At 53.1% G+C, this 22,585-nt stretch carries 22 protein-coding genes; 7 read left to right on the forward strand and 15 right to left on the reverse strand.

The window, feature by feature from the left end; translation table 11 throughout:
• On the reverse strand, positions 1–367 hold a 367-nt coding region (locus KL786_RS26030; protein ID WP_215519415.1), incomplete at its 3' end, for a DUF6957 family protein.
• A gap of 369 nt (positions 368–736) precedes the next feature.
• On the reverse strand, positions 737–1,375 hold the full coding sequence (locus tag KL786_RS26035) for an antitoxin Xre/MbcA/ParS toxin-binding domain-containing protein (protein WP_224793261.1): 639 nt from the start codon (positions 1,373–1,375) through the stop codon (positions 737–739).
• A 227-nt stretch (positions 1,376–1,602) separates the two neighbouring features.
• Between KL786_RS26035 and KL786_RS26040 the strand changes: the two genes are divergently transcribed.
• The gene (locus KL786_RS26040) at positions 1,603–2,151 is read left to right on the forward strand and encodes a 3'-5' exonuclease (RefSeq protein WP_032856644.1); all 549 of its coding nucleotides are present in this window, start codon (positions 1,603–1,605) and stop codon (positions 2,149–2,151) included.
• Positions 2,152–2,179: 28 nt separating this feature from the next.
• Here the strand turns inward: KL786_RS26040 and KL786_RS26045 are convergent, their stop codons facing one another.
• The 12 genes from KL786_RS26045 to KL786_RS26095 form a co-directional block, all read right to left on the reverse strand.
• Positions 2,180–2,662, reverse strand: coding sequence for a Mov34/MPN/PAD-1 family protein (locus KL786_RS26045; protein ID WP_019334922.1), 483 nt, complete (start codon positions 2,660–2,662; stop codon positions 2,180–2,182).
• Positions 2,659–4,443, reverse strand: coding sequence for a HesA/MoeB/ThiF family protein (locus KL786_RS26050; protein WP_032856643.1), 1,785 nt, complete (start codon positions 4,441–4,443; stop codon positions 2,659–2,661). The genes KL786_RS26045 and KL786_RS26050 overlap by 4 nt, the downstream gene beginning before the upstream one ends.
• The gene (locus tag KL786_RS26055; protein ID WP_019334920.1) at positions 4,427–5,677 is read right to left on the reverse strand and encodes a nucleotidyltransferase domain-containing protein; all 1,251 of its coding nucleotides are present in this window, start codon (positions 5,675–5,677) and stop codon (positions 4,427–4,429) included. The genes KL786_RS26050 and KL786_RS26055 overlap by 17 nt, the downstream gene beginning before the upstream one ends.
• Positions 5,677–6,843: an SAVED domain-containing protein gene (locus tag KL786_RS26060; protein ID WP_032856642.1), complete on the reverse strand. Its 1,167-nt coding sequence runs from the start codon at positions 6,841–6,843 to the stop codon at positions 5,677–5,679. Before KL786_RS26060 ends, KL786_RS26055 begins: the two co-directional genes overlap by 1 nt.
• A 291-nt stretch (positions 6,844–7,134) precedes the next feature.
• Positions 7,135–10,278, reverse strand: coding sequence for an efflux RND transporter permease subunit (locus KL786_RS26065; protein ID WP_032856641.1), 3,144 nt, complete (start codon positions 10,276–10,278; stop codon positions 7,135–7,137).
• Positions 10,275–11,759: an efflux RND transporter periplasmic adaptor subunit gene (locus KL786_RS26070; protein ID WP_032856640.1), complete on the reverse strand. Its 1,485-nt coding sequence runs from the start codon at positions 11,757–11,759 to the stop codon at positions 10,275–10,277. The genes KL786_RS26065 and KL786_RS26070 overlap by 4 nt, the downstream gene beginning before the upstream one ends.
• Entirely contained in the window at positions 11,756–13,012 is a 1,257-nt protein-coding gene (locus tag KL786_RS26075; protein WP_032856639.1) for a TolC family protein, read from the reverse strand. The genes KL786_RS26070 and KL786_RS26075 overlap by 4 nt, the downstream gene beginning before the upstream one ends.
• Positions 13,013–13,111: 99 nt before the next feature.
• A complete protein-coding gene (locus KL786_RS29740) occupies positions 13,112–13,453 on the reverse strand; it encodes a hypothetical protein (RefSeq protein WP_080761980.1) in 342 nt (113 codons plus the stop codon).
• A gap of 74 nt (positions 13,454–13,527) precedes the next feature.
• The gene (gene copD / locus KL786_RS26080; RefSeq protein ID WP_019334915.1) at positions 13,528–14,466 is read right to left on the reverse strand and encodes a copper homeostasis membrane protein CopD; all 939 of its coding nucleotides are present in this window, start codon (positions 14,464–14,466) and stop codon (positions 13,528–13,530) included.
• A 3-nt stretch (positions 14,467–14,469) separates the two neighbouring features.
• A complete protein-coding gene (copC, locus tag KL786_RS26085; protein WP_017341635.1) occupies positions 14,470–14,853 on the reverse strand; it encodes a copper homeostasis periplasmic binding protein CopC in 384 nt (127 codons plus the stop codon).
• A 339-nt stretch (positions 14,854–15,192) separates the two neighbouring features.
• Positions 15,193–16,581 (reverse strand): copper resistance membrane spanning protein CopS, encoded by a 1,389-nt coding sequence (gene copS, locus KL786_RS26090; protein ID WP_032901844.1) that lies wholly within the window; start codon positions 16,579–16,581, stop codon positions 15,193–15,195.
• Positions 16,578–17,273, reverse strand: coding sequence for a heavy metal response regulator transcription factor (locus tag KL786_RS26095; RefSeq protein WP_032856637.1), 696 nt, complete (start codon positions 17,271–17,273; stop codon positions 16,578–16,580). Before KL786_RS26095 ends, copS begins: the two co-directional genes overlap by 4 nt.
• A gap of 206 nt (positions 17,274–17,479) precedes the next feature.
• Between KL786_RS26095 and KL786_RS26100 the strand changes: the two genes are divergently transcribed.
• The 5 genes from KL786_RS26100 (at position 17,480) to KL786_RS26120 (ending at position 21,546) form a co-directional block, all read left to right on the forward strand.
• Positions 17,480–17,833, forward strand: coding sequence for a co-regulatory protein PtrA N-terminal domain-containing protein (locus KL786_RS26100; RefSeq protein ID WP_019334912.1), 354 nt, complete (start codon positions 17,480–17,482; stop codon positions 17,831–17,833).
• Positions 17,834–17,996: 163 nt separating this feature from the next.
• Positions 17,997–18,533 (forward strand): cupredoxin domain-containing protein, encoded by a 537-nt coding sequence (locus KL786_RS26105; protein ID WP_019334911.1) that lies wholly within the window; start codon positions 17,997–17,999, stop codon positions 18,531–18,533.
• A 95-nt stretch (positions 18,534–18,628) separates the two neighbouring features.
• Positions 18,629–18,874: a DUF2933 domain-containing protein gene (locus KL786_RS26110; protein ID WP_050587200.1), complete on the forward strand. Its 246-nt coding sequence runs from the start codon at positions 18,629–18,631 to the stop codon at positions 18,872–18,874.
• A 2-nt stretch (positions 18,875–18,876) separates the two neighbouring features.
• Complete coding sequence (locus tag KL786_RS26115; RefSeq protein WP_080761981.1) at positions 18,877–21,234, forward strand: heavy metal translocating P-type ATPase; 2,358 nt, start codon at positions 18,877–18,879, stop codon at positions 21,232–21,234.
• Positions 21,235–21,345: 111 nt separating this feature from the next.
• Entirely contained in the window at positions 21,346–21,546 is a 201-nt protein-coding gene (locus tag KL786_RS26120) for a heavy-metal-associated domain-containing protein (protein ID WP_074321237.1), read from the forward strand.
• A 30-nt stretch (positions 21,547–21,576) separates the two neighbouring features.
• On the opposite strand, the gene flgB is transcribed toward KL786_RS26120, so the two are convergent.
• Positions 21,577–21,990, reverse strand: a complete 414-nt coding sequence (gene flgB, locus KL786_RS26125; RefSeq protein WP_080761982.1) for a flagellar basal body rod protein FlgB — start codon at positions 21,988–21,990, stop codon at positions 21,577–21,579.
• Between the two features lie 382 nt (positions 21,991–22,372).
• Here flgB and KL786_RS26130 point away from each other — a divergent pair, with 382 nt between their 5' ends.
• Complete coding sequence (locus tag KL786_RS26130; protein ID WP_032856636.1) at positions 22,373–22,579, forward strand: co-regulatory protein PtrA N-terminal domain-containing protein; 207 nt, start codon at positions 22,373–22,375, stop codon at positions 22,577–22,579.
• The last annotated feature ends 6 nt before the right edge of the window (positions 22,580–22,585 follow it).

Genomic DNA, 22,585 nt, shown 5'->3' on the forward strand with positions numbered 1-22,585 from the left:
CATGGCGGCACCTTACCGGAGGGTGAGGTGTTGCACTCAGTTTTTGCGGCCGCCTTCGAAATAAGCAGTCATTGGTGAAGGAAACACCCAGCGTTGATCGGACCCAATCACCAGGCGGGAAGCGGCCTTTACTGTCTTGGATAACGGTCAAAGCGTAAACGAGAGCAGGAATTAGCTGTCTATCCGTAATGGCTTTTCGCTGACGTGTTGTAATGTCGAGATCCAATATTGCCCAATCAGCAACAAGACAATAGGCACGGGAAGGAAAATGCAGACTGGCGAAAGCCACTGCATCTGAGGGGGCGAGTTGGCATCCGTCTATTTTCTCGCCTGCAGAAAGCACTGAAACATAATCTGCCAAATTCATTTGTACCTCCTGCCGATCCAAAAAACCGATTCGAACGAGAAGCATCATTCAGCTTAGCTCCCAGCGGATCACCAGGTTCCGATGCCGACGGATAGCAGCAGGGTGATCTCATGGCTGTTCCGTCTTCTCCCTTCATCTCACTGAACGGGATGATTTCTATCGAGTTGTCACCGGATAAAGTGGTTTGCGCCAGTACACAGCTATACCATTGCCGTGCGTGAACCCTACCTAGCGGTAGGTGCCGATGCGGGTGAAACCTAGTGCTTCATGGATGCCCGTGCATGCCGTATTCGGCTATGCGACGCCGGTATTGGTGCATGAAATCCATGTTACTCAAGGAGCGGTAGAGTCCGTTTGGCTGCGACTGAATCAAAATGACATGCCCTCAGACACTTGAATCAGCATTTCTTCGACTAGATGTGTGCCAAAGGTTGTAGTGACCATCGCCAATGGGCTTTCTCCTAAAAAACGGGCTTTGGGTTTGGAAAGCCAATGTTTGGCCTTCCCTTTGTCACCGAAGACCACCTCGGCCATAGCGGTAATATGTGCAAAACGGAACAGGCGATCGCTCTCATGCGACGTTAAAAGCTGATTGGCTGACAGTTTTGTTTTGAGCGTTTTGGGTTGAATGATTCTGTCGCGTTCTTCGTCGCTGAGGGTTCCATCATCACAAAGCATTTTGATCAGGCTGGCCGAGAAGCCAGCTACTATCATGTCGTGAATGTCCAGATCCGAAGCATTGACAGAAATATGAAGAAGCGTCTCCAGACGCATGCGGTAAGCATGACTGGCATCCTGACGCAGGACGCCAGCAAACATGGGCCGCACTGATGTTGCGTTGCGGACGGGCGTCAGGACTAATGTGCCATTCAATACCGTTAGCTCCAAGTCGTCCCCAACACCTAACCTCATTTGGTCAAGCAACTCTTGAGGCAGATCAATGATGATGTCGCCAGTTCCGTCCTCAGTTTTCTGGGATTTTACTATCCAACGCTCAGTTTCACTCATGATCGTCCGGCCCTCATCCGCCATCAGAGAATGACACACATCATCATGGTTGGGCCCAGAGCTGACCAAAGGAACGCGCAATCCGCTGGTAGACAGGCACTGCCGCTGCTCGAACGCCGGATAGCGAGTGAAACAGCAAAAAATGGGGCAATGGATATACCTGCCTTTCCACCTTCACATGGCTAAGAGCCTGAGCGTGATCAGTTAACTACACGAAAGGATATGACATGCACCCTAATGAGCTTTATGTTTCCGTCGACGTCGAGACTTCTGGGCCTATACCAGGCGATTACAGTCTGCTTTCCATTGGAGCTTGTCTTGTAGCCCAACCTGAAACGTCCATATATCTTGAACTACGGCCTGACAGTCCGAAACACGACCCCGAAGCGCTGGCAGTATCGGGGCTGAGTCTGGAGAAGCTGGAGCGCGAGGGTCTCGCTCCGCAACAGGCGATGCTGACATTTGATCAGTGGCTGAGATCGTCCTGCCAAACGGGGCAAAAGGTCATTTTCGTAGGACTCAATGCACCGTTTGACTGGTCATTCGTCAATTACTACTTCCACAAATACCTGGAAACCAACCCCTTTGGTTTTACCGCTATCGACATGAAGGCCTACTTTATGGGCGCTGTAGGTTGCAGCTGGAAGGAAACAAAATCATCCAAAATGACCGCTGCGCTGAAGCCACTCAGCGAACCGAACCATAACGCATTGGATGATGCCCGCTTTCAGGCAGAGCTCTTCGCCCTAATGCTAGCGGGTAACTATAAACGCTGACCTGCCTTCCACCGCACTGACTTGAAGTTCATCTGACCCAGGTTGCCTCAACATATCTGCCGTCCCTGAACGACCACGCCTTGATACCTTCTGGTTTTTCGGACTTGCCGACAATAATGGCTATTGGGTGCGGCAGATCCTGCGTGTAACGTGCAGCAAATTTGGAGAAACTACCGATGTCTGCCGGAGAGATCACCGGAACGGATTGGGGATGCGTATGCCAATAGCCCACCAGGCGTAACCCTTGTTCGTTGGCAGCCTGGATCTCCTGACGGCACCGCGCCGCATCCAACTCTAGCCAAGACCAGCCTGACCGATCGGCGCGATGAGGCAACGTGGCCAAGGCCAGCAGCAAACCTTTCGGATCAACAGGGTTGACGAATAACTGTCCACCTCGCTCCACGCCAAAAAGGCCCTGCCGATGACTATCCAAGATGTCCGCGACCGCCTGGGACACCAATAGCTCGGAGTCCACCTCCGGCCATCGCCAGCGCCATGCGATATCCGTCATACCATTTCGTCCTTATCTTCCGGCCATCCGCGTTCGAGTAGGATTTGCTGCGTCCCCTCTGGCAGTTTGGGCCCATGGTATTGGCCTCCTAGGCTCAGCACATCTTCAGGCCTATAAATGCTGCTGACCCAAGATGCAGTGGCGATCTTGCCGGTCAATGCGCGTAAGGCCGTGTGCGACACCATAGAGGCGATATTGGTCATTCCCAGCGAGCCGCCTGGGATAAAGCTCTCGCCACACGCGGGCAGTGGAACAACACCGCCTCCCGGCCACTCTGTAAATCTATGCAAAAAATCGCCGACGTCCGTGAACAACTGACGGCCATCAAAGGTGCCGCCTGGTGCGAATAGAGCATGGCCGACCTGGGTATACGGTTCGCTCCAGGCTTGTAAAAGCCCCCAAGGAGCGCCGCTGGATTTGGTTCGCCATACAGTGACCTCCGACTGCCAGTCTGCTGTCGTGATCACCACCAGATCTGCGTTATCGAACACTTCTGGTTTGCTACTCATCACTACTTCGGCAAAAGTCGAATAAGCGGTGCATTCTGTCGTCGGAAGATCTAACAGAATCTTGTCCCTCAACGCTGAGGCTTTCAGCCTCCCTAGGCTATCCGCTCCCAGAACGTGCCTCCCCAGATTGGCTGACACCAAAGTGTCAGGATCGATGAGGGTAAGGTGGCCGACACCGGATCGTGCCAATTGTATTGCCACCGTACTGCCTAATGAGCCAACGCCAACACAAACGACTCGAGCATTTTCAAGGTGCTGTGCAGTGCCGCTTATATCGCGGGACAGGATAGACGCTCGATCAAGCACATCCAGGGCAGTTGCTCGGACGAGCGCCGGAGGATGAGCATTTGCGATAGCTGGCCGCCGGCGAGCTGTACGCAAGCCAAACTTTGCCCCCCGCTCCTGCTGTACACCGAGCGAACGCACATTGAGACAATATGTTGGAGCATCTGCGCCTCCTGGAAGCTCCAGAACAATCCATCGACTCGCCAACGTTCCATGCAGCTCAAACCATGCCAGCAATTGCTCGGCATCGTCTGGTTGAAGGTGTGGCTTTAGCCACAGCAATAAATCTTCTGGATCCGGGGTGCGGATATCCGGATAAGTCTGAAGCTTGACGTAAAAACCGGGAGTTTCGGCCGCACGAATGACAGCAGAGCGCCCGACGACCCGTCGGTAATGCCCTTTGAGTGCAGCTACATTCGATGCTAACCAAACCGTTTCCTGACCGGATGGCACAGCTCGGCGCGGATCGCTGAGCGCAAACAACTGCGAGGCAGCCTGAGGTCGATCCAACAGTAAGAGGTTCTGGAATGACTGCCCGTGCTGAAACGACCAGTAGGTAGTGATCTCATTCTGAAATTCGATATCGCGTGTTGCCTGGTTTGATCCCATCTTGGACAACGAAACGATCTGGGCCAAGCGAGCAAGGCTGTCCTCTACCACGACCTCCGGGGAGCCCATGATGGGGCGTTCCTGAAAGCCATGAAGGCAAAGCCCCGACTTAGTGGCATGCGGCCAAACCAGCCATGGAGAGGGTTCGACGTTCAGCCGCAAGAGCCCGCGGGGAAAGTTGGAGGGGAAACCTATACGCAGTCGCCGCTCCTGCCCCGTGTAATCGGTGGGCAAGGGGAAGTGAAAGCACGCCGCTTCGTCAGCCCGCATGGGTGCGGGCTGGAGCAATGCATCGGCAGCATCCTGACCTAGGGTGTTACGCAGTGCGGCGATTCCGCGCTGCAATGGTGTCTTAATAGGATCAGCCAAGGCGTCCAACTGGCTTTACGCTCGACTGAGAGGTTCCGCCACCGCTGGCCCCTCCGAAGAGCGAACCCATCGAAGCAGAGTTTCGAGTAGTGCCATCCGGTCGACCGGGCATCGTCCAATTCGCAGGGATTTCATTGTTCACTGCCGTGATGAACGCCGGCGCAATACCGAAGTTCTTTTTCACTGCCTCGGCAAAGGAGTCATTGGATTCAAAACTTTCCAAACCTAATGACACAGATGCACTGGCGTCCGCATGCCACTTGGCGAATGCCTGACGGTAGCCTTGCCCCTCGCCCGGTCGATTCCACTTCTCTGCAAAGTTTTCGCCGTTATCGGCAGGGTTGCAGACATAGCAGTCGCTACCTCTATGCGCGATGTGCTGCGGCATTCTGCGAACGATTTCCAAAATTGCATCGAGCGGTGCCAGAGGCTTCGACTGCGACTCCTTTACGACATCCAGGTATGCGTGCGTGGCTAGAGTGGTGATGACCGCAGATATTGGGCGAGTATCAGCGCTCCTTGTCTTGATGGCCCATTCATCGCGATGCCGCTTGAGCAGCTTAATGGTCGCACGCAGGGGATCTTGATCGATGTAATCCTGATAATGCGGCAAAGGATCTTGGGTCGCGGCATCAAGCATCCGCTGGCTTTTGGCAACCACTAAGCTTTCCAGAGAGATTTCCTGGGCGGAAGCGACCTGCAACCAATTCGAGTAAGGAATAGGGCTGCTCGCTTTCCATCCTGTGACTCGATCCGGAACCTCAAGCTTACCCTCGCCGTTTGCTTCGCCATTTCCGTTGATCGCCCGGGCAGGTGTGACATCGATGTGGAAACCTGGATTTTCGTCTGCATAAACGATTCGAATACCACGACGTAGTTGCTTAACTTCTTCCTGAACGCGGGAGCCTTCCCTAAAACGCTGCTCAATCGCCTCTAGAACTTCCTTCGCACCAGCGCCTTGAGCGTGAGGGAGCCAGATAATCGCGTCCGCATCAATGGTGTCCAGATCCGCAGGCGCCCCGGGAATTGGCTTAATGGTCGTTTTCAGCCGCATTGAGCCCTGAACGAAAATATGAGCCTCAGCGAGCAACGGATTGTCGGAAGCCGAGAGGATTTTTTCCAGTTGGGAGTAGCGGTCATTGATTTTTTCGTACTGCGCTTCCGACAGCGAGATCTCCCTCGCGGCGCGAAGCAGAAAATATTCCCAACTGCTGCGCTTGGTCTGTTCGTTGCTCAAAAGCATTACATAGCCTCCTGGGCCACGGGACCCAATTGCAGTGTTTGCGTAAACCGATCTTGGTTTTCTTTGTCCCGATCGAAGATCAGGTATGTATGTTGATGCTGTGTTGTGAGCAACGCGCCAAACTCGATGGCCAATGCCGCAGGAATGGCGGCGAAGACGTGGATGGGGTCAGGAGTCAGAGCCTCAAGCTGGCTCAGTCGTATTTGAAGTGCGTCGCGAAAAGCATGAATCACCCGACGGTTCTGTACCATCGCGTAGCTTGGTTCTGGGATCGACAGCTCTGCAATACGTGCACCGGGTAGAGCGTCGGTCACGTCGCGTACTGGAACTTGCGCAGAAATGGAGAGCACCAACGCCAGTGGGCCATCGCCGTTGGGTGGAGGCGTAAACAGAAAACTAGGCGGCTCAGCAGACTGATCGGGCCAGCGCAAAAGATGCTCGCGATGAAAAGAGAAGATCAAGCGTTTGGAACGGTCGCCGATACTCTGGCCCAACATCATCAAGGCCGGAATGTCGGCCAAGCCGACTACTGCTAGCGCGGGCGAATCGCCATAAGTGCCGCCGCGACGTTTGAGTTGCTGCTCCAGCTCATACTGGACGCTGTCTTTGACGTTCTGCCAATAGGTAGTGTCCCTGCCACGTGGTCCGGGCGCAGCGAAGGCGATTTTGATGCCTTGATCGAAGGCGGTTAATCCCTCGGCGGACATCGCAGCCAACAGATCGCGAACGGGGATATCGTTGATCGTCTGAAAGTGCTGACTCTGGACGATGAGAGGAATGGCTCTGCCACCATCGGGGGTCGTTGCGGCGAGTCGGATGCGTTCAAGGTACGCTTGGTGCAAACCGCTCAGATCATTTTCAGGGTAGCCATCTGCGTCACGATCAATTTTGTCATGACAGCCTGGGCACAGGAGCATCAGGTTAGCAGTATCGTTAGTGTGCGCCTCAGCATCATGATCCGCGCGTCCCCGAGGCCCCTTGGGACTGGCGGGTAAGATATGCGCCACTTCGCCCCATTTCATTGGCTTGCCGGCACGATAGTCGAACGTTAGATCCGTACCGCACAGTTCACAATGACCAGCGGTCTGTGTCCATACGATCCGCTTCGTCTCATCATTCGTGTTAAAGCGCCCGCTCGCGGGCTTAGCGTCTTCTTTTTCTGCCATTTCGACCGACCCCCGAAAAACATCCATGATTGAAAACGATGATGGCAAGATAAGATCATATTAGGGTCATTCGTCCCGATTTCAAGAGAGATCTGAGGGTGACGAATGCTGAGTCGCCTTTTAGCAGGATGCTTTTTTGGCTCATCGAAAGGCGGTGGTGGCGGCGTTCGTTTTCTGGCAAGTGCTGGTGGGTAATGGCACTGACCACAGCGCATGTAAGACTGATGAAAACGAGCTGTGCAGCTCAAACGAGGCTGCAAGCGCAGCCCCTTTCGTATGCGTTTTTACGCGTCAGTGCTTGCCAGGCTCAACGGACAAGTGTCGACGACGCATGAGGTGATAGGCCGCCGGGATCACAAACAGCGATAGCAAGGGTGCCGTAACCATACCGCCAATCATCGGGGCGGCAATGCGGCTCATAACCTCGCTACCGGAACCGCCTCCCAAAAGTATAGGTAACAAACCAGCGATAACCACTGCCACGGTCATAGCCTTAGGTCGAACGCGCTGGACAGCGCCTTCACAAATCGCGGCCATCAACCCGCGTTCTGTGTTGTCACCGAGGTCTTGACGCTCGGTCCATGCATTTTTCAGGTAGAGCAGCATGATCACGCCAAATTCGGCAGAAACACCGGCCAAGGCGATAAAGCCGACCCCGGTGGCAACCGACAGGTTGAATCCCAACAGATAGAGAAACCATGCCCCGCCCGTGAGAGCGAATGGCAGCGTGGCCATAATCAGCAAAGCCTCATCAAGGCGTGCAAATGTCAGGTAGAGCAACACGAAGATGATCAACAGCGTGGCAGGCACCACCAGTTTGAGTCGTGCGTTGGCCCTTTCGAGAAACTCGAACTGACCTGAGTAGCTCAGGCTCATGCCGGGCTGCAACTTGACCTGCTCACTGACGACCCGGCGTAGATCGGCGACTACGGAGGCAATGTCCCGGCCACGCACATCGATGTACACCCAGCCTGAAGGCCGTGCGTTCTCACTCTTGAGCATTGGCGGCCCGTCGTTGACCTTGATCTTCGCCACGGTGCCAAGGGTGATCTGGCTGCCTAGCGGGGTGTAGATCGGCAACTGCTCCAAAGCGCCGAGCGAATCCCGCCACTCACGAGGGTAACGTACGTTAATTGGGAAACGAGCCAACCCTTCAATCGTCTCCCCGACGTTTTCACCGCCGATTGCGCCGGCCACGATTGATTGCACATCGGCAATATTTAACCCATAGCGTGCCGCAGCTTTGCGATCGATATCTACATCAATATAGCGGCCACCGGTCAGTCGTTCGGCTAACGCTGAACTGACACCTGAGACGTCCTTGGCAACACGCTCGATGGCTTGGGTGACGGCATCGATCTCCGTCAGGTTGGTACCGGCAACCTTCACGCCAATCGGGCTTTTTATGCCGGTGGCCAGCATGTCGATACGGTTACGAATAGGCGGTATCCAGATGTTGGTTAATCCTGGGACACGCACCACTTGTTCTAGCTCCTCAACGAGCTTTTCCTGGGTCATGCCTGGGCGCCACTGCTCGCGTGGTTTGAATTGAATGGTGGTCTCGAACATTTCCAACGGTGCCGGGTCAGTCGCGGTTTCAGCGCGGCCGGCTTTTCCGAAAACGTGTTCGACCTCTGGAACTGTCTTTATTAGACGGTCAGTCTGCTGAAGCAGTTGCGCGGCCTTCTGCGCCGATAATCCAGGCAGAGCTGACGGCATATAGAGCAGGTCCCCTTCGTCCAACGGGGGAAGAAACTCACCACCCAGACGAGAGATCGGCCACAACGCGCTGACAAAGACTAGCAATGCAACCAGCAGCGTTACTTTAGGTCGACGTAATACGGCGTCCAGAGCGGGCTCGTAGATCCGGATCAACCAGCGATTTAGCGGATTCTGTTGCTCATTAGGAATTCGTCCGCGAATCCAATACCCCATCAACACCGGAACTAGAGTTACCGACAGTCCAGCCGCTGCGGCCATAGCGTAGGTTTTGGTGAACGCCAATGGACCGAATAGACGTCCTTCCTGAGCCTCCAGCGTGAACACCGGAATGAACGACAGGGTGATGATCAGCAGACAGAAGAACAATGCGGGTCCTACCTCGGCAGCCGCTTCAGTCATCACGTGCCAATGACGTTCACCTTTCAGTTCCTCCCCAGGATTAGCCACGTGCCAAGCCTCGACCTTCTTGTGGGCGTTTTCAATCATCACCACGGCAGCGTCGACCATGGCGCCGATGGCGATGGCAATCCCGCCAAGGGACATGATGTTGGCGTTGATACCCTGATAGCGCATTACGATGAAGGCGATCAGCACCCCAACCGGCAGGGAGATGATTGCCACCAGAGATGAACGCAGGTGCCAGAGAAAGATTCCGCAGACCAACGCGACGACGATGAACTCTTCGATCAGCTTGTGGCTGAGGTTTTCCACGGCACGATCAATCAACTTGCTGCGGTCGTAGGTGGTGACGATTTCTACCCCCGCCGGCAGACTGCTTTTCAGCTCGTCGAGTTTGGTCTTGACCGCCGCAATGGTTTCTCGAGCATTCTTACCGCTGCGCAGAATTACCACGCCGCCGACGGTCTCACCTTCGCCATCGAGTTCGGTGATGCCTCGACGCATCTCAGGCCCCATCTGAATCGTGGCAACATCGCCCAGAGTGACCGGCACACCACCCGTGCCCAGTTTGAGTGGGATAGCACGAAAGTCATTGAGGGTCTTCAAGTACCCGGAAGCCCGCACAATAAACTCGGTCTCCGCCATCTCCAGCACCGCCCCACCAGTTTCCTGATTGGCCTTGCCGATCGCCTCGGTCACTTCAGACTGCGTGATCCCCAAGCTGGCCAACTTCACCGGATCAAGCTGCACCTGGTACTGCTTTACCATGCCACCCACCGTGGCCACTTCCGCAACGTTCGGTAGGGTCTTAAGCTCGAATTTGAGGAACCAGTCCTGCAAGGCACGTAACTGCGCCAAGTCATGCCCGCCGCTTCGGTCTACCAGGGCGTACTGGAAAATCCAGCCAACCCCAGTGGCATCAGGTCCTAATGCGGGCTTGGCACTGGCCGGAAGCCGGCTTTGTATCTGGCTCAGATATTCCAATACGCGCGAGCGGGCCCAGTACAAGTCAGTTCCGTCTTCGAATAGTACGTAAACGAAACTGTCGCCAAAGAAGGAATAACCGCGCACAGTCTTGGCACCAGGCACAGAGAGCATAGTGGTTGCCAATGGATAGGTGACCTGGTTTTCTACGATCTGTGGGGCTTGGCCTGGATATGGTGTACGGATAATTACCTGAACATCCGACAGGTCTGGCAATGCGTCAATGGGCGTACTTTGAACCGCCCAGATCCCCCATGCCGTGACAAACAGCGTCGCCAGCAACACAAGAAAGCGGTTAGCCACCGACCAGCGAATAAGGGCCGCGATCATGGCTGGCTCCCAAAGCGTTCCAGACGCTCAACTCGCAGACCATCTTCCGTCTGGCTGACAGCGATCCGAACCTTGTCGCCCGTTTTAAGACCCTTCATCAGAGCTGGAGCGGCGAGAGGGAAAGTCATCGTCATGCCTGACATACCCAATGTTCTGAAGGGACCGTGGGCGAGCGTGACTTCTTTGTCGTTGATCTCAACGATCTGACCATCGGCCTCATGCAAAGCGCCTGCGGTTACAGTAGATGGCGAAACGTCCAGTGAGCTTGCGACAACGCCCTTGAGACTGGCCTCCGAGTCGAGAAGGAACTGGCCAGAAGTCACCACTTTTTGCCCCTCTTCCAAGCCTTTCAATATCAGCGTTTTGCCATCGTTATCTTGGCCTAACTGCACCTCCACCGGGCGATATCGACCAGCGTCTTCAGAGAGCATGACCAACGTACGTCGACCGGTACGAATGACGGCCTCGCTCGGCACCCACAAAACACTTTGCTCCGTCGAACGATTGAGACTTACCTGCGCGGTCAAACCTGGCCTGAGTCGGCCATCCGGATTGGGTAACTCAACTCGAACGCGAAGTGTGCGACTGTCCGAACTGGTTTCCGGAAGAATCGCACTGACGACGCCCTTGAGCACAACTCCAGGGAGCGCGGACAAACGCGCTTCGGCTGCTTGCCCTACGACGATTGACCCAGCCTCCGACTCTGGTACCGCCACGGCCAGCCAGACACTGCTCAAACCATTAACACGCGCGAGCGTCTCGCCTGCGGCCACCGTCATACCTTCACGCACACTCAGCTCTTGAAGCACACCACCAATAGGGCTGGTCAGAGTCAGGTTCGGTTGAACTTTGCCACTGCGCTCAACTTGAGCAATTAACTTAGTTGGCATTCCGGTGAGCCTCAATCGCTGGCGGGCCGCTGTCAGCAAGTCAGCATCGCCACTACGCTTGAGGGCGAGAAATTCCTCTTGAGCAGCTGCCCAATCCGGCACCAAGATATCTGCCAAGGCTGCATTCACTTTCAGCACATCACCAGGTGCATGGGCGTACACGCGCTCGACAAAACCCGCCGTACGGGCCTGAATGACTGCAACGTCCCGTTCGTTGAAGGCCAGAACACCTACCACGTTCAGTGTCGAGGCAAATACCCCTCGACTGACACTAGCCAGTCGCACACCAAGGTTCTGAGTCAGGCTTGGATCAATTCGAATGCCGCCGCTGTCCCCCTTGGTATCTGCGTATTGGGGGATCATCTGCATGTCCATGAAGGGTGACTTACCCGGTTTATCGAATTTCTGTTGTGGGTACATGGGGTCATACCAATACAGAACCTTTCGATCGGGAGAGGCTTTGGCTTCCTGATCCGGCTCGACACCAGCTACTTCGCTCATTCGCGGTTGGGCTAACCAGTAACCTCCGGCAACACCCAAGGCAATCGAGATGCCGACAACTAAAGTCCCTTTCCATACTTTGAAATTCATTGAGCGGGCTCCCCGTAAGAGAAATACAAGCGAGCGCTGGTGAGAGCACGTTGCTCTTCAACGTCAATCTGCTTGAGACGGGCTTCGATGAGTTCGCGTCGGGCGGCCACAACCGAGTTCAAATCACCTTTGCCGGAACGGTAGCTAGCCATGGTGAGTTCAACCTTTTCTTTAGCCAGCGGCAACAAGCTTTCCTGATTACGGGTGACTGCACGATTGAGTCGCTCGTAGTCGGCCAACTCATCCTCCAGTTGCTGGGTATGCTCGCGCGACAGAGCTTCCCGCTCAGCTTCAAGTTGGTTGAGTTCGGCGTGCTTTGCCGCAATTTTGGGGTTTTGCCGAGAGTCAGGAAACAGCGGGAGATCCCATGAAAACTGGACGCTAACCATGTCACCGAATTGTTTGCCTCGATGCTGATAGTCGAATTCCCAGCTCCAGTCAGATTGCTTTTCCGCCTCAGCTTCACGGATCTTGGCTTGTGCTTCACGGGTCATCGGCACATACGCCGCCAATTCAGGGTGATGTTGCAGCTTATGGGAGTATCCAGAGGTTTCAATGGGCCAATCAGGCAAGCTGCCCGCCGGTTTGTCATTGGCAGCTGGGCCAATCCAGCGCTTGAGGGCCGCCCGGGCCTGTGCACGTTGGCGAACTAAATCATCCTGCTGCTCCGCCAGTTGGGCAGCTTCCTGTTTAGGTGTCACCGCATCGGCGGGTTGGGCGCGGCCACCCGCAATCTGAGATCTGACGGTATCGGTCAGAAGACGGTTTTCTTTGTAGAAGTCCTGGAACATCGCATCTTTACGCTCAACCGAGTAGCTACTGATCCAGGCCAATGCCGTGGACTGTCGGACGTTCAGACGCGCCACTCGACGCTCAGCGGACGCTCGATCAACAGCCGCATCCGCGACCTCGATACGTGCTTTGCGCTTATCGCTGTTGGGCATCTCCTGTCTGATCCCGACCACTTGCATGGTCATGAAGTCCTGGTCGATGCTCCATCTGTCGGCACCACCAATGGGGTAGTTCTGCAAGCCCAGCAGTAGCTTGGGATCGGGTAGTTCGCCGGCGGGAATGGCCGCACTGGTGGCTGCTTGAATTTTGGCGTCTTGTGCGGTCAACGACGGTGCATTGTTTTCGGCCAGCCGCAGCGCTTCATCGAGTGTCAATGCACCAGCAAGGCTCGGCAATGCCAGTACGCTTGCCGCCAGGCCGGCCACGAGGGACCAACCTGTGCAAAAGCAGTTGGAGTTCATGTTCACGATTCCTGTGATGATCCACCGCGCGCTTCATAAGACATGCGCGCAGATATGCCATCCCGCTAACGCGGAATGAGGCTCAGTGTGGTACAGGAATCAAGTACGGGGAGGTCGCCATAACCCAGAAGGGGTTTGTACGAGTGGGAAATGGCTGGAGAAGGGCAGAACGATTGGACTGGACAAGGTAATAGGAGGCTTGATGATCGAGACTTGCAGCATGCCGCCCGTTTTGCATTCCTGGCCCGACTTACAAGGTTTGCCATGCTCAGCGGTACTTTTCATGTCGTGGCAGCAGTCTTGACCCATACCATCCATCATCGCTATACCCATGGTTTTCATCGGGCATGGTTCAGTCGATGCCTGAACACCCGCCATCCCGCTAAGGGGAAGCGCCAAGCTAATTAGGAAAATCAGGCAACACCGCACATAGCGTTTCATGGGCTAAAGTGTAGACGGTGCAAATGGCCCTTACAATTCACCCTTAAGACTCCTGTATTGGCTGTTACCAACGTCTATGCTGCGCTCATTTCCATGACAGGGCTTAAAGTACCTAACCATGCGACAAGACAGATAATGATGACCGCCATTGAAAACTCAAGTTTCATGCTACGGCGCAAGGCATTCACCGCGACAGCGTATTCGCCATTGCGAACTGATCGCTCCAATAAGGGGCTTAGATGAAAACGGTTAAGCGTGGCTAATACGATCATCCCTGCAAATAGCAGGATTTTCAAAAATAGCAACTGGCCATAAGTGCTGAGCATCACCTCATCGAGGCTCGGTCCTACGATAAATAGATAATTCACCACGCCCGTTATACTGATGATCACTACAATCACCGCGCCGGCCGATTCAAACCCTGTCAGTACCCGAGCAAGAACTCGTACTTCCTGATCACCTTTCAGCGATTTTAAACGCAGCAGCAGTGCAAATGCTGCCAACGCACCCAACCAACCGCCTGCGGCCAAGAGATGGAAGATGTCGCTAGTAAAATGCCAGTAACGACGGCTCCCTTCGTCCATCGCACCATGCCCTGTCCATGCCAGCGTCGCTAGCGCAATGGCGCCACATACAGTGACAATCCAAAGACTGAGTGTCGGAAAGCGCTTGCTCAGAGCAACGCCGAGAACAGCCGTCAGCAACGCCACTATCCGGACCATCCAGGTCAAACCGACGTCAGTCCCCATGAGAACCATTTGAAAAATATGGTGATGTAGCTCCATGAAGCCCGACACACCACTCATAGCTTTCGCAAGCAACAACATGGCTGCTAGAGACAGAGCTACACCTAAAACAGATGTACTGTAAAGAAGCGACTCAAAATTTAAAACCGCTCCCGATACTCTCTCTTTTCCCCTCAGGCTATAAAGACCAAATATTGCCAGTCCAAATAACAGCATCAGATCAAAATATAGAGCAAAGCGAACAGCTATATTTATTGAGTCGCTCATGAATCATTTCACTTTGAAAGAAAAATTGCCGGTGATTGGATGAGTGTCAGACGAGACGGCACGCCACTCAACTTTATAAGTACCTGTGGTCAATGGCGATGCAGGCGTAATAACCATCGTCTTAGGATCTCCACCGCCTGCAACGGCTGCTTTAACGCCCATTGGGGAGTTAGGCATGCCAGGCATATCGGTCATGATCAGCTTAGCACCGGAAAACTGAGTCGTTAGATTCTCAGAAAATTGCAGTTCAATTTTCGCAGGAGCAGCAACATCCGACCCTTCTGCTGGAGTAGAAGAAAGCAGCTTTGGATGTGCTTGAGCAACTGCACTCAAAAGCAAACCCGCTGTCAGTGCTACAGCTACGGTGGTGGTTTTAAGGAATGACATGCAAGACTCCTCACAGCAAAAGCTGTTGATTCTAGGTTTTTGATGAGTATCTAGTTATTACTTTTACGCTTATTAAAAACACTGGCGAGCTACCTAGCAAATTCCGTGTTCTAGGGCGGGCTGGACAGGAATAATCACAAGAATTCCAACGTCACAGCGCAAGTACACGATGCCACACGAACGCAAACTATTCGATTACATTTCAGTCAGCTTGGACCTGCTTTGGGACGCTGAATTTCTTGAAAAAATGGTTAAAACGGGCTTCCGTTTTGCGACGTTCACACCGTGAAAACCGTTCGCAAGACCACATAGCTGCTCGGGTGTATATGGTGTCGTTGATTAGGCATTTTCTGCACTCGCACATGGGAGCTGTATATGAAAGGCTGTTTTTCCATCTGACGACGTGCACCATATCTTGCCGCCATGCGACTCGATAATGGATCGAGTGATTGATAAGCCTAGCCCCGCATTACTTGGGTTTCCTTCTCTACGAGCGGGGTCCACTCGATAAAATCGATCAAACAGTTTTTCAAGGTGCTCAGGAGCGATAGGTTCTCCAGGGTTTTCCACGGAGACAGAGATTGACGTCCCTTCCTGCCTTATATCGACGCTGATACATTTCCCTGCGGGGGTGTACCGGAGGGCATTCGAGAGCAGATTAGAGATAGCCCTGTCGAGCATAAGAACGTCACCTCGGACGCTGCCCCTCCCTGTCACCTTAAGGTCGATGCCTTGCTCATCAGCCAACAAGCGGTAGTACTCGAGTAATTTTTCTACTAGCGCTACCAAGTCTATCGGTTTGTTTTCATGAGTAATCAGACCATTATCTGATTTCGCTAGAAAAAGCATGTCATCGATCATCCGCCCCATACGCTTCAGGTCATCAAGATTCGAATACAAGTTGTCTTCGTAATCTTCAATATTCCTTTTTCGAGAAAGCACCACTTCGGTGTGTGTCATCAAATTGCTGACTGGTGTTCGTAGTTCGTGAGCAATGTCCGCAGAGAAGTTTGATAAGCGAACAAATGCATCGTCAAGTCTAGATAACATTGCATTGAAAGAAAGCACCATCTGCTGAAGCTCTTTAGGCACGGCCGCTAAAGGAATCCGTTCTTTGAGCGATTTAGCAGACATTGACGCAGCGACTTGAGTAACCTGGCGAATAGGTCTTAGTCCACTGCTCGCGACCATCCAGCCCAGCGCCGCACTGACCAGCGCGCTTATAAACAACCCTATCAAAAACCAGCGTTCAAGCGTCTCAAAGAACGCCATATGTTGCGTAACGTCAAAGATCAACATAACGGTCAGCGGTTTTTCTTGTCCAGTCACAATCGCCTGCGCCGTTATTCCCCGGAACGTTTGCTCATCATCACGCCACTCCCAAACGTTGTTGTTTGAGGTCGTGCGAAAGTCTTCAGGAATATCGATTGGACCTGGATCAGCAAAAAGGGTCTTGCCGTGACCATCGAAGATCAGGGCTGTCAAATCTCGGTGAGCACCCAGCAGCGCCTCCAACTCAGGCTTAACATCACTGAACTGGTCAATGCTACTCAATCCCGTCAAAATTCTTTGGGTCGAGTGTAGCTTCTCGTTTAGCGCCTGCTGATCTAGCATTTTGAAATGATGCCGGCTAAGGCTGTTAAAACTGAGTCCAGCGACGGTGAGCACCGCCGTTACAGCTAGCATGAACATCAGGCTCATGCGGGTAGTCAGAGACATTCGCTTCATTCCAGCCCCGTCCCAGAATCCGGCGCATCTAGCATGTAGCCCATGCCTCGGGAGGTGTGGATAAGCTTGACCTCAAAATCATCATCAATCTTTGCTCTGAGCCGCCTTACGGCGACCTCGATGACGTTCGTATCGCTGTCGAAGTTCATGTCCCACACCTGGGAAGCGATAAGCGACTTAGGCAGCACCTCACCTCGACGACGGAGCAGCAATTCGAGTAACGCAAACTCTTTGGCCGTGAGATATATACGTTTGCCTCCACGGACAACCCTGCGCTTGAGCAGGTCAACCTCAAGATCAGCCAATTTCATATGAGTTTGGGAGGGGGCTGTACTCCCTCTTCGCAGCAGCGTTCTGACGCGGGCAAGCAATTCAGAAAAAGCGAAGGGTTTTATGAGGTAATCGTCTGCCCCCAGCTCAAGTCCTTTGACGCGATCCTCGACGCGGTCTCGCGCCGTGAGAAAAAGCACGGGGACATTTTTTCCGGATGCCCGCACCTTCTGAAGTACTTCCCATCCGTCCAGCCCAGGCATCATCACATCGAGAATCAGCAGGTCATAAGCCTCGCTCAACGCGTGTTGAAGCGCCTCCTTACCATTGGTAAAGCGATCAACATTGAACCCTGCCTCAGCAAGACCTTGCTGCAAATAAATGCCTATTTTGGGTTCGTCTTCCGCAACCAGAAGTCTCATGGGGGTGGCTCTCGAATGATTGTGATGATGAGTCTGCAAGGAAATGCTTCTGCCAACCAGCAACTGACAGAAAAGTAATATTGGCTTCAGGTAGATGTCAGCGAGTGCTGTCTAGGGTTCGAGCATGGGTACTCCCTAGTACTCGACCGACGCCTCCGCATGAAACCTTGGGGGAGCCGGAAAACAGATCAAAAAGGAGCTTCCTCATGAATCATCTAAAAATCCTTTTCTTTGTGGGTTCGATACTCATCTCAGCGTCTGCTTTGGCTGAAGGTGGCGCAGATCGGATTGCGGAGCGTATGGAAAGCCTACGCGACAAAGCAGAAGCGACCTTGGTGCAAGCTGAAAAAGCCCCAGAGGGAGAGCGCCATGTACACATGGCCGAGCATATGAAACTGCTGGGCGAAATCATGAACCAACTCCATCAGGATCACCCAAAAGCATCAATGTCGCCTCAGGAACATCTTTCCTGGATGGAAAAGCACGACGCTATGGTTGATGACGTGTTGAACCAAATGCAGCGCGAACACAAACTGATGCTTTCTGAGAACCATCAGTAACCGGGTACCTCCGATGGGCTGTTTGATCCGCTCGGTTGGTACGGCGTCATATGCGCGCCGTACTACTCTTGGAAACTGACAGAAATGTAGTGTTCACGTCAGTTAGCTGGCAGCTCTATCCGTTTAGCATAGCTAGTGTTTTCCATTTGCTCTTGAGGTCATCATGAAAGCTAAGCTCGTTACCCCAGTTATTGCGGCGATCACCTTATTCTTCGGTGCGACGGCCATGGCAGACGTAGGTCATGGCAAAGAGGACATCGGCCAGCCTGGCGTCGCTTCTGCGGTGACCCGTACGGTAGATGTGGAGATGGGTGATATTTTCTTCATGCCTAAAAACATCGATGTGAAGCCTGGTGAGACTATTCGTTTTGTCCTTCGTAATAAGGGCGCACTGCTGCACGAATTCAATATCGGCCAAGCCGCCGCTCATGCGGCGCACCAAAAAGAAATGGCGAGCATGTTCCAGAATGGAACGCTTACACCCACCGGGTCAGGGAAAATGACGGGCAGCATGGGTCACAGCATGGGAGGGATGAAGATGGTTGGAATGGAACACAACGACCCGAACAGCATGCTGATCGAGCCAGGAGCAACAAAGGAATTGATCTGGACCTTCAACAATACAACTGGACTTCAATTTGCCTGCAACGTGCCAGGTCATTACCAGTCTGGGATGGTCGGTCAATTTGACCTGAAGTGAGCCTGAACTGACCGCTAAACCCGCGTCTCCTCAAGAGTTGGCTACGCTCTGAGGCAGACATCAGAGCAATTCGCTCACACGCTGGGGTCTAGATCATGAATAACCATCAGCATCCGGCTGGAAGCATCACCACCCCATTTTGGACGCGCAAAACAGGCGTTGTGCTGATTATGTTCATTGTGATCGGCGCCTTCTACGTGGTGCGGGAGCATTTCAGCCACGTCTATCCATACTTGCCCTATCTCATTCTGTTGATCTGTCCATTGATGCATTTTTTTGGGCATGGACATGGCGCACATGACCATGGCAATCAGGCGCAAGCCAACAAGGAAGAGAAATAGCTATGCCCAATAAACCGAGCCACCACGATCACGGTCCTACCCACGCAGCCTCGCCCCCTGACGCTGATCTACGTGACCCGGTGTGCGGCATGACGATTACGCCTCCAAGTAAATTTGGCGAGTCTTATCAGGGACAGATTTATCAGTTTTGCAGCCAGAAATGCCAAGAGAAATTTCGGGCAGCTCCAGAGCACTACAGCGGTATTCATCCCAGCACTGAACCCAGCATCGCGGCTACAGAGCCCGCGCTCCAAGTAGCCACTGAATTTACCTGCCCGATGCACCCGGAAATAAAACAGCCAGGGCCCGGCAATTGCCCAAAATGTGGCATGACATTAGAACCTGTCATTCCGGCGCTAGATGACGATGACAAAACCGAGCTCCGTGATTTCGCGCGCCGCTTTTGGTGGTCTCTGCCTTTAACCGTGATAGTGACCGTTCTAGCCATGGCGGGCCATTCATTACAACTCTTCCATGGCTCGGTTCAAAACTGGATCGAGTTTGCTCTTGCGACACCGGTCACCTTATGGGCAGGGTGGCCCTTTTTTGTAAGGGGCATAGCATCTGTTAGAAATCGCAGTCCAAATATGTGGACTCTGATAGGTTTGGGTACTTCCGCAGCTTATCTTTACAGCGTCGCAGCAACCCTCTTTCCCCAAAGTTTTCCCACCACCTTCATGCAAGATGGACGCATCGGCGTTTACTTCGAAGCCGCTGCAGTCATCATCTCGCTCACCTTGCTTGGGCAGATTCTTGAGCTAAAAGCACGGTCACAAACCTCCGCCGCCATTAAGTCCCTTCTAGGCCTATCTCCCAAAACTGCACGCAAGATCAACGCCGATGGTCAGGAGGAAGACATTCCTCTTACCCATGTTCACTTGGGCGACCATTTGCGGGTCAGACCTGGTGAAAAGGTGCCAGTTGATGGCTCTGTGCTCGAGGGAGAAAGTGCGGTGGATGAGTCCATGCTCACTGGTGAACCTGTGCCGGTAATGAAAAGACCAGGGGATAGTTTGATCGGCGCCACGCTTAATACTCACGGGAGCTTGGTGATGGAGGCGCAAAAGGTCGGCGCCGACACCATGCTATCGCAGATAGTGCAAATGGTTGCTCTAGCCCAACGCTCCAAAGCGCCAATGCAAAGAATGGCCGACTCGATCGCCGGCTACTTTGTGATGGGGGTTATCGCGATTGCGTTGCTGACATTCTTAGGCTGGGGACTATTCGGCCCGGAACCCAGCTGGGTCTTCGGCCTGATCAACGCTGTCGCCGTACTTATCATCGCTTGCCCCTGTGCACTTGGTCTCGCAACGCCCATGTCGATCATGGTTTCGACGGGTAAAGCGGCCAGTATGGGTGTGCTGTTCAGGGACGCCAGTGCTATTGAAAACCTTTGCAAGATCGACACGCTGATTGTCGATAAAACGGGGACCCTGACAGAGGGACGGCCGGTATTTCACAGTGTGGAGGCCACACCAGATTTCAACCCACACGATGTTCTTCAACTGGCCGCTAGCCTTGATCAAGGCAGCGAACATCCTTTGGCGCACGCCATCGTCGATCACGCCCGAACTGAAAATATCGCGCTCACCAAGCCTGAATCGTTTGAGTCCGGGTCTGGGATTGGAGTCAGTGGCCTTGTTGATGGCAAGAAGGTACAGCTGGGCAACACAGCACTGATGGACGCTGCCGGTGTAAGCACTAAGGTCTTACAGTACCGTGCAGAGTTGTTGCGCCTTGAAGGCATCAGCATCATCTATCTAGCAGTTGACGGGGTTCTGGCAGGATTACTGGCGGTCTCAGATCCGATAAAACCGACCTCCAAAGAAGCAGTCACCAAGCTTAAAGCTGATAACGTAAAAATCATCATGGCCACCGGAGACGGGCTCACCACCGCACGTGCTGTCGCCAAGGAGATGGGTATTGAAGAGGTTCATGGAGAAGTTAAACCTCAGGACAAAGAGCGCCTGGTGGCGGACCTCCAGCGATACGGTCGAAAGGTTGCCATGGCCGGCGACGGTATCAACGACGCACCGGCCTTGGCGCGTGCAGATGTGGGCATTGCCATGGGTACAGGGACTGATGTCGCGATGAATAGCGCTCAGCTCACGCTGGTAAAAGGCGACCTGATGGGGATTCTACGGGCACGGGCACTTTCGGTTGCGACAGTAAAAAACATGCGGCAAAACTTGGGTTTCGCCTTCCTTTACAACTCAATGGGTATTCCCTTGGCCGCAGGCCTACTCTATCCGCTGACGGGGCACCTTCTGTCGCCAATGATCGCTGCGTTAGCCATGAGCGTCAGTTCTGCGTCTGTAGTTTTCAATGCTTTGAGACTGAGGAATACCCATATAGCTTGAGCGAAACCGTTGCTCGCACCCCACAAAACATAACTCTTGACCTTACCGCGGTGTCAACGTTGATGCTGTCATCGCGGTGAAAAGAGACCGCTCAGCACAAGAGGAATAACCATGTTCGTCTTAAACGTATCAGGCATTGGTTGCGGTAGCTGCGTCAGCAAAATCACTAAAGCGATTCAATCGTTGGACAGCGAGGCTAAAGTTTCCGTGGATCGCGCGGCAGGTAAGGTAAGCGTTGAAAGTAGCGAAAACCCAGAGCAAGTTCGTAAAGCTGTCGAATCACTCGGTTTCCCATCGCAAATCAGCGCTTAAGGCGCTGATTTCATTGTTGGGTAAATTTTACTAATCACCTCGCAGAGCTTTAAGCAGCCCCTTAAATGCTCCGTTCAATCTATTAAAAGCGCTTTCAAAATGAATTTCGTTCTCAGTAAACTTTGCAACTTCAAGCTGTGCATCCACAGTATTTTGATCAATTGAAGGTTGGTAAGGCGTGCTGTAAAACAAAGCATCACGTTGACCATCACTTGCTGATTCGTTAATGGCAATATGTTTTATGTTTGTTGTTTTCAAAGAGAATGGAGAATTCAAGCCTCGTGTTGTCTGGCTGGCGAGCACAGCAGAAAACTCCAAATCTCTAGCCTTAAAGTTAGGAGTATCGGCGTTAGCGATATTATTGCTAAGTACCTCGGCTCTTTGGCTGCGATAAACTAACGCTCTTTCGGCGGAGCCAAGCGCTTTTTCAAAATTAATGCTCACAAGCGGCCACCTTCCGTTACGCTACTATTTCCAATTTTCACCTATATCAAACACTTATGTGTTGAATGTGGTGCGTCTAAGTCGACTTATAACTCCGGTGCAAATTCAAAAAACGTCAAGCCCTGTGAAAGTGACCGAAAGCACAGAACACCGAACGGCTAAATTTTAGGAGATTGGTTTCAGCGAACTCCGACAGTGGATAGACCATACGGATTAAGTACATCGCACCTCAAGAGAAATATCGGAACCTGACACAACTGTAATATTGGCCTAAGCTGCCTGACAGGGAATCAGTCTTATAGTCTTATTGAGCCTTAAGCTCTTCCCTGAGCATCAACTTTGTTGTGGATTCAGGGGCTACCATCTATCAGAGGAAACCCAAATGAACCCTATCAAAACCTTGTTCGTCATCGCTGCTCTGACCGTATCTTCTTTTGCTATGGCTGAAGGCGGAGGTGACCGCACTTTCGAACGTATGGAAGCGGCCAGGAGTAACTCGATGGAATCGTACCAAGTAGCCCAAACGAAAAATGCCCAGCCTCCTGTCGCGGAAAGCAAAGCCAGGGCGATGGACCACAAAAATTGCTAAATATTT

The sequence above is a fragment of the Pseudomonas sp. TAE6080 genome (assembly GCF_018732265.1).
GTDB lineage: Bacteria > Pseudomonadota > Gammaproteobacteria > Pseudomonadales > Pseudomonadaceae > Aquipseudomonas > Aquipseudomonas brenneri.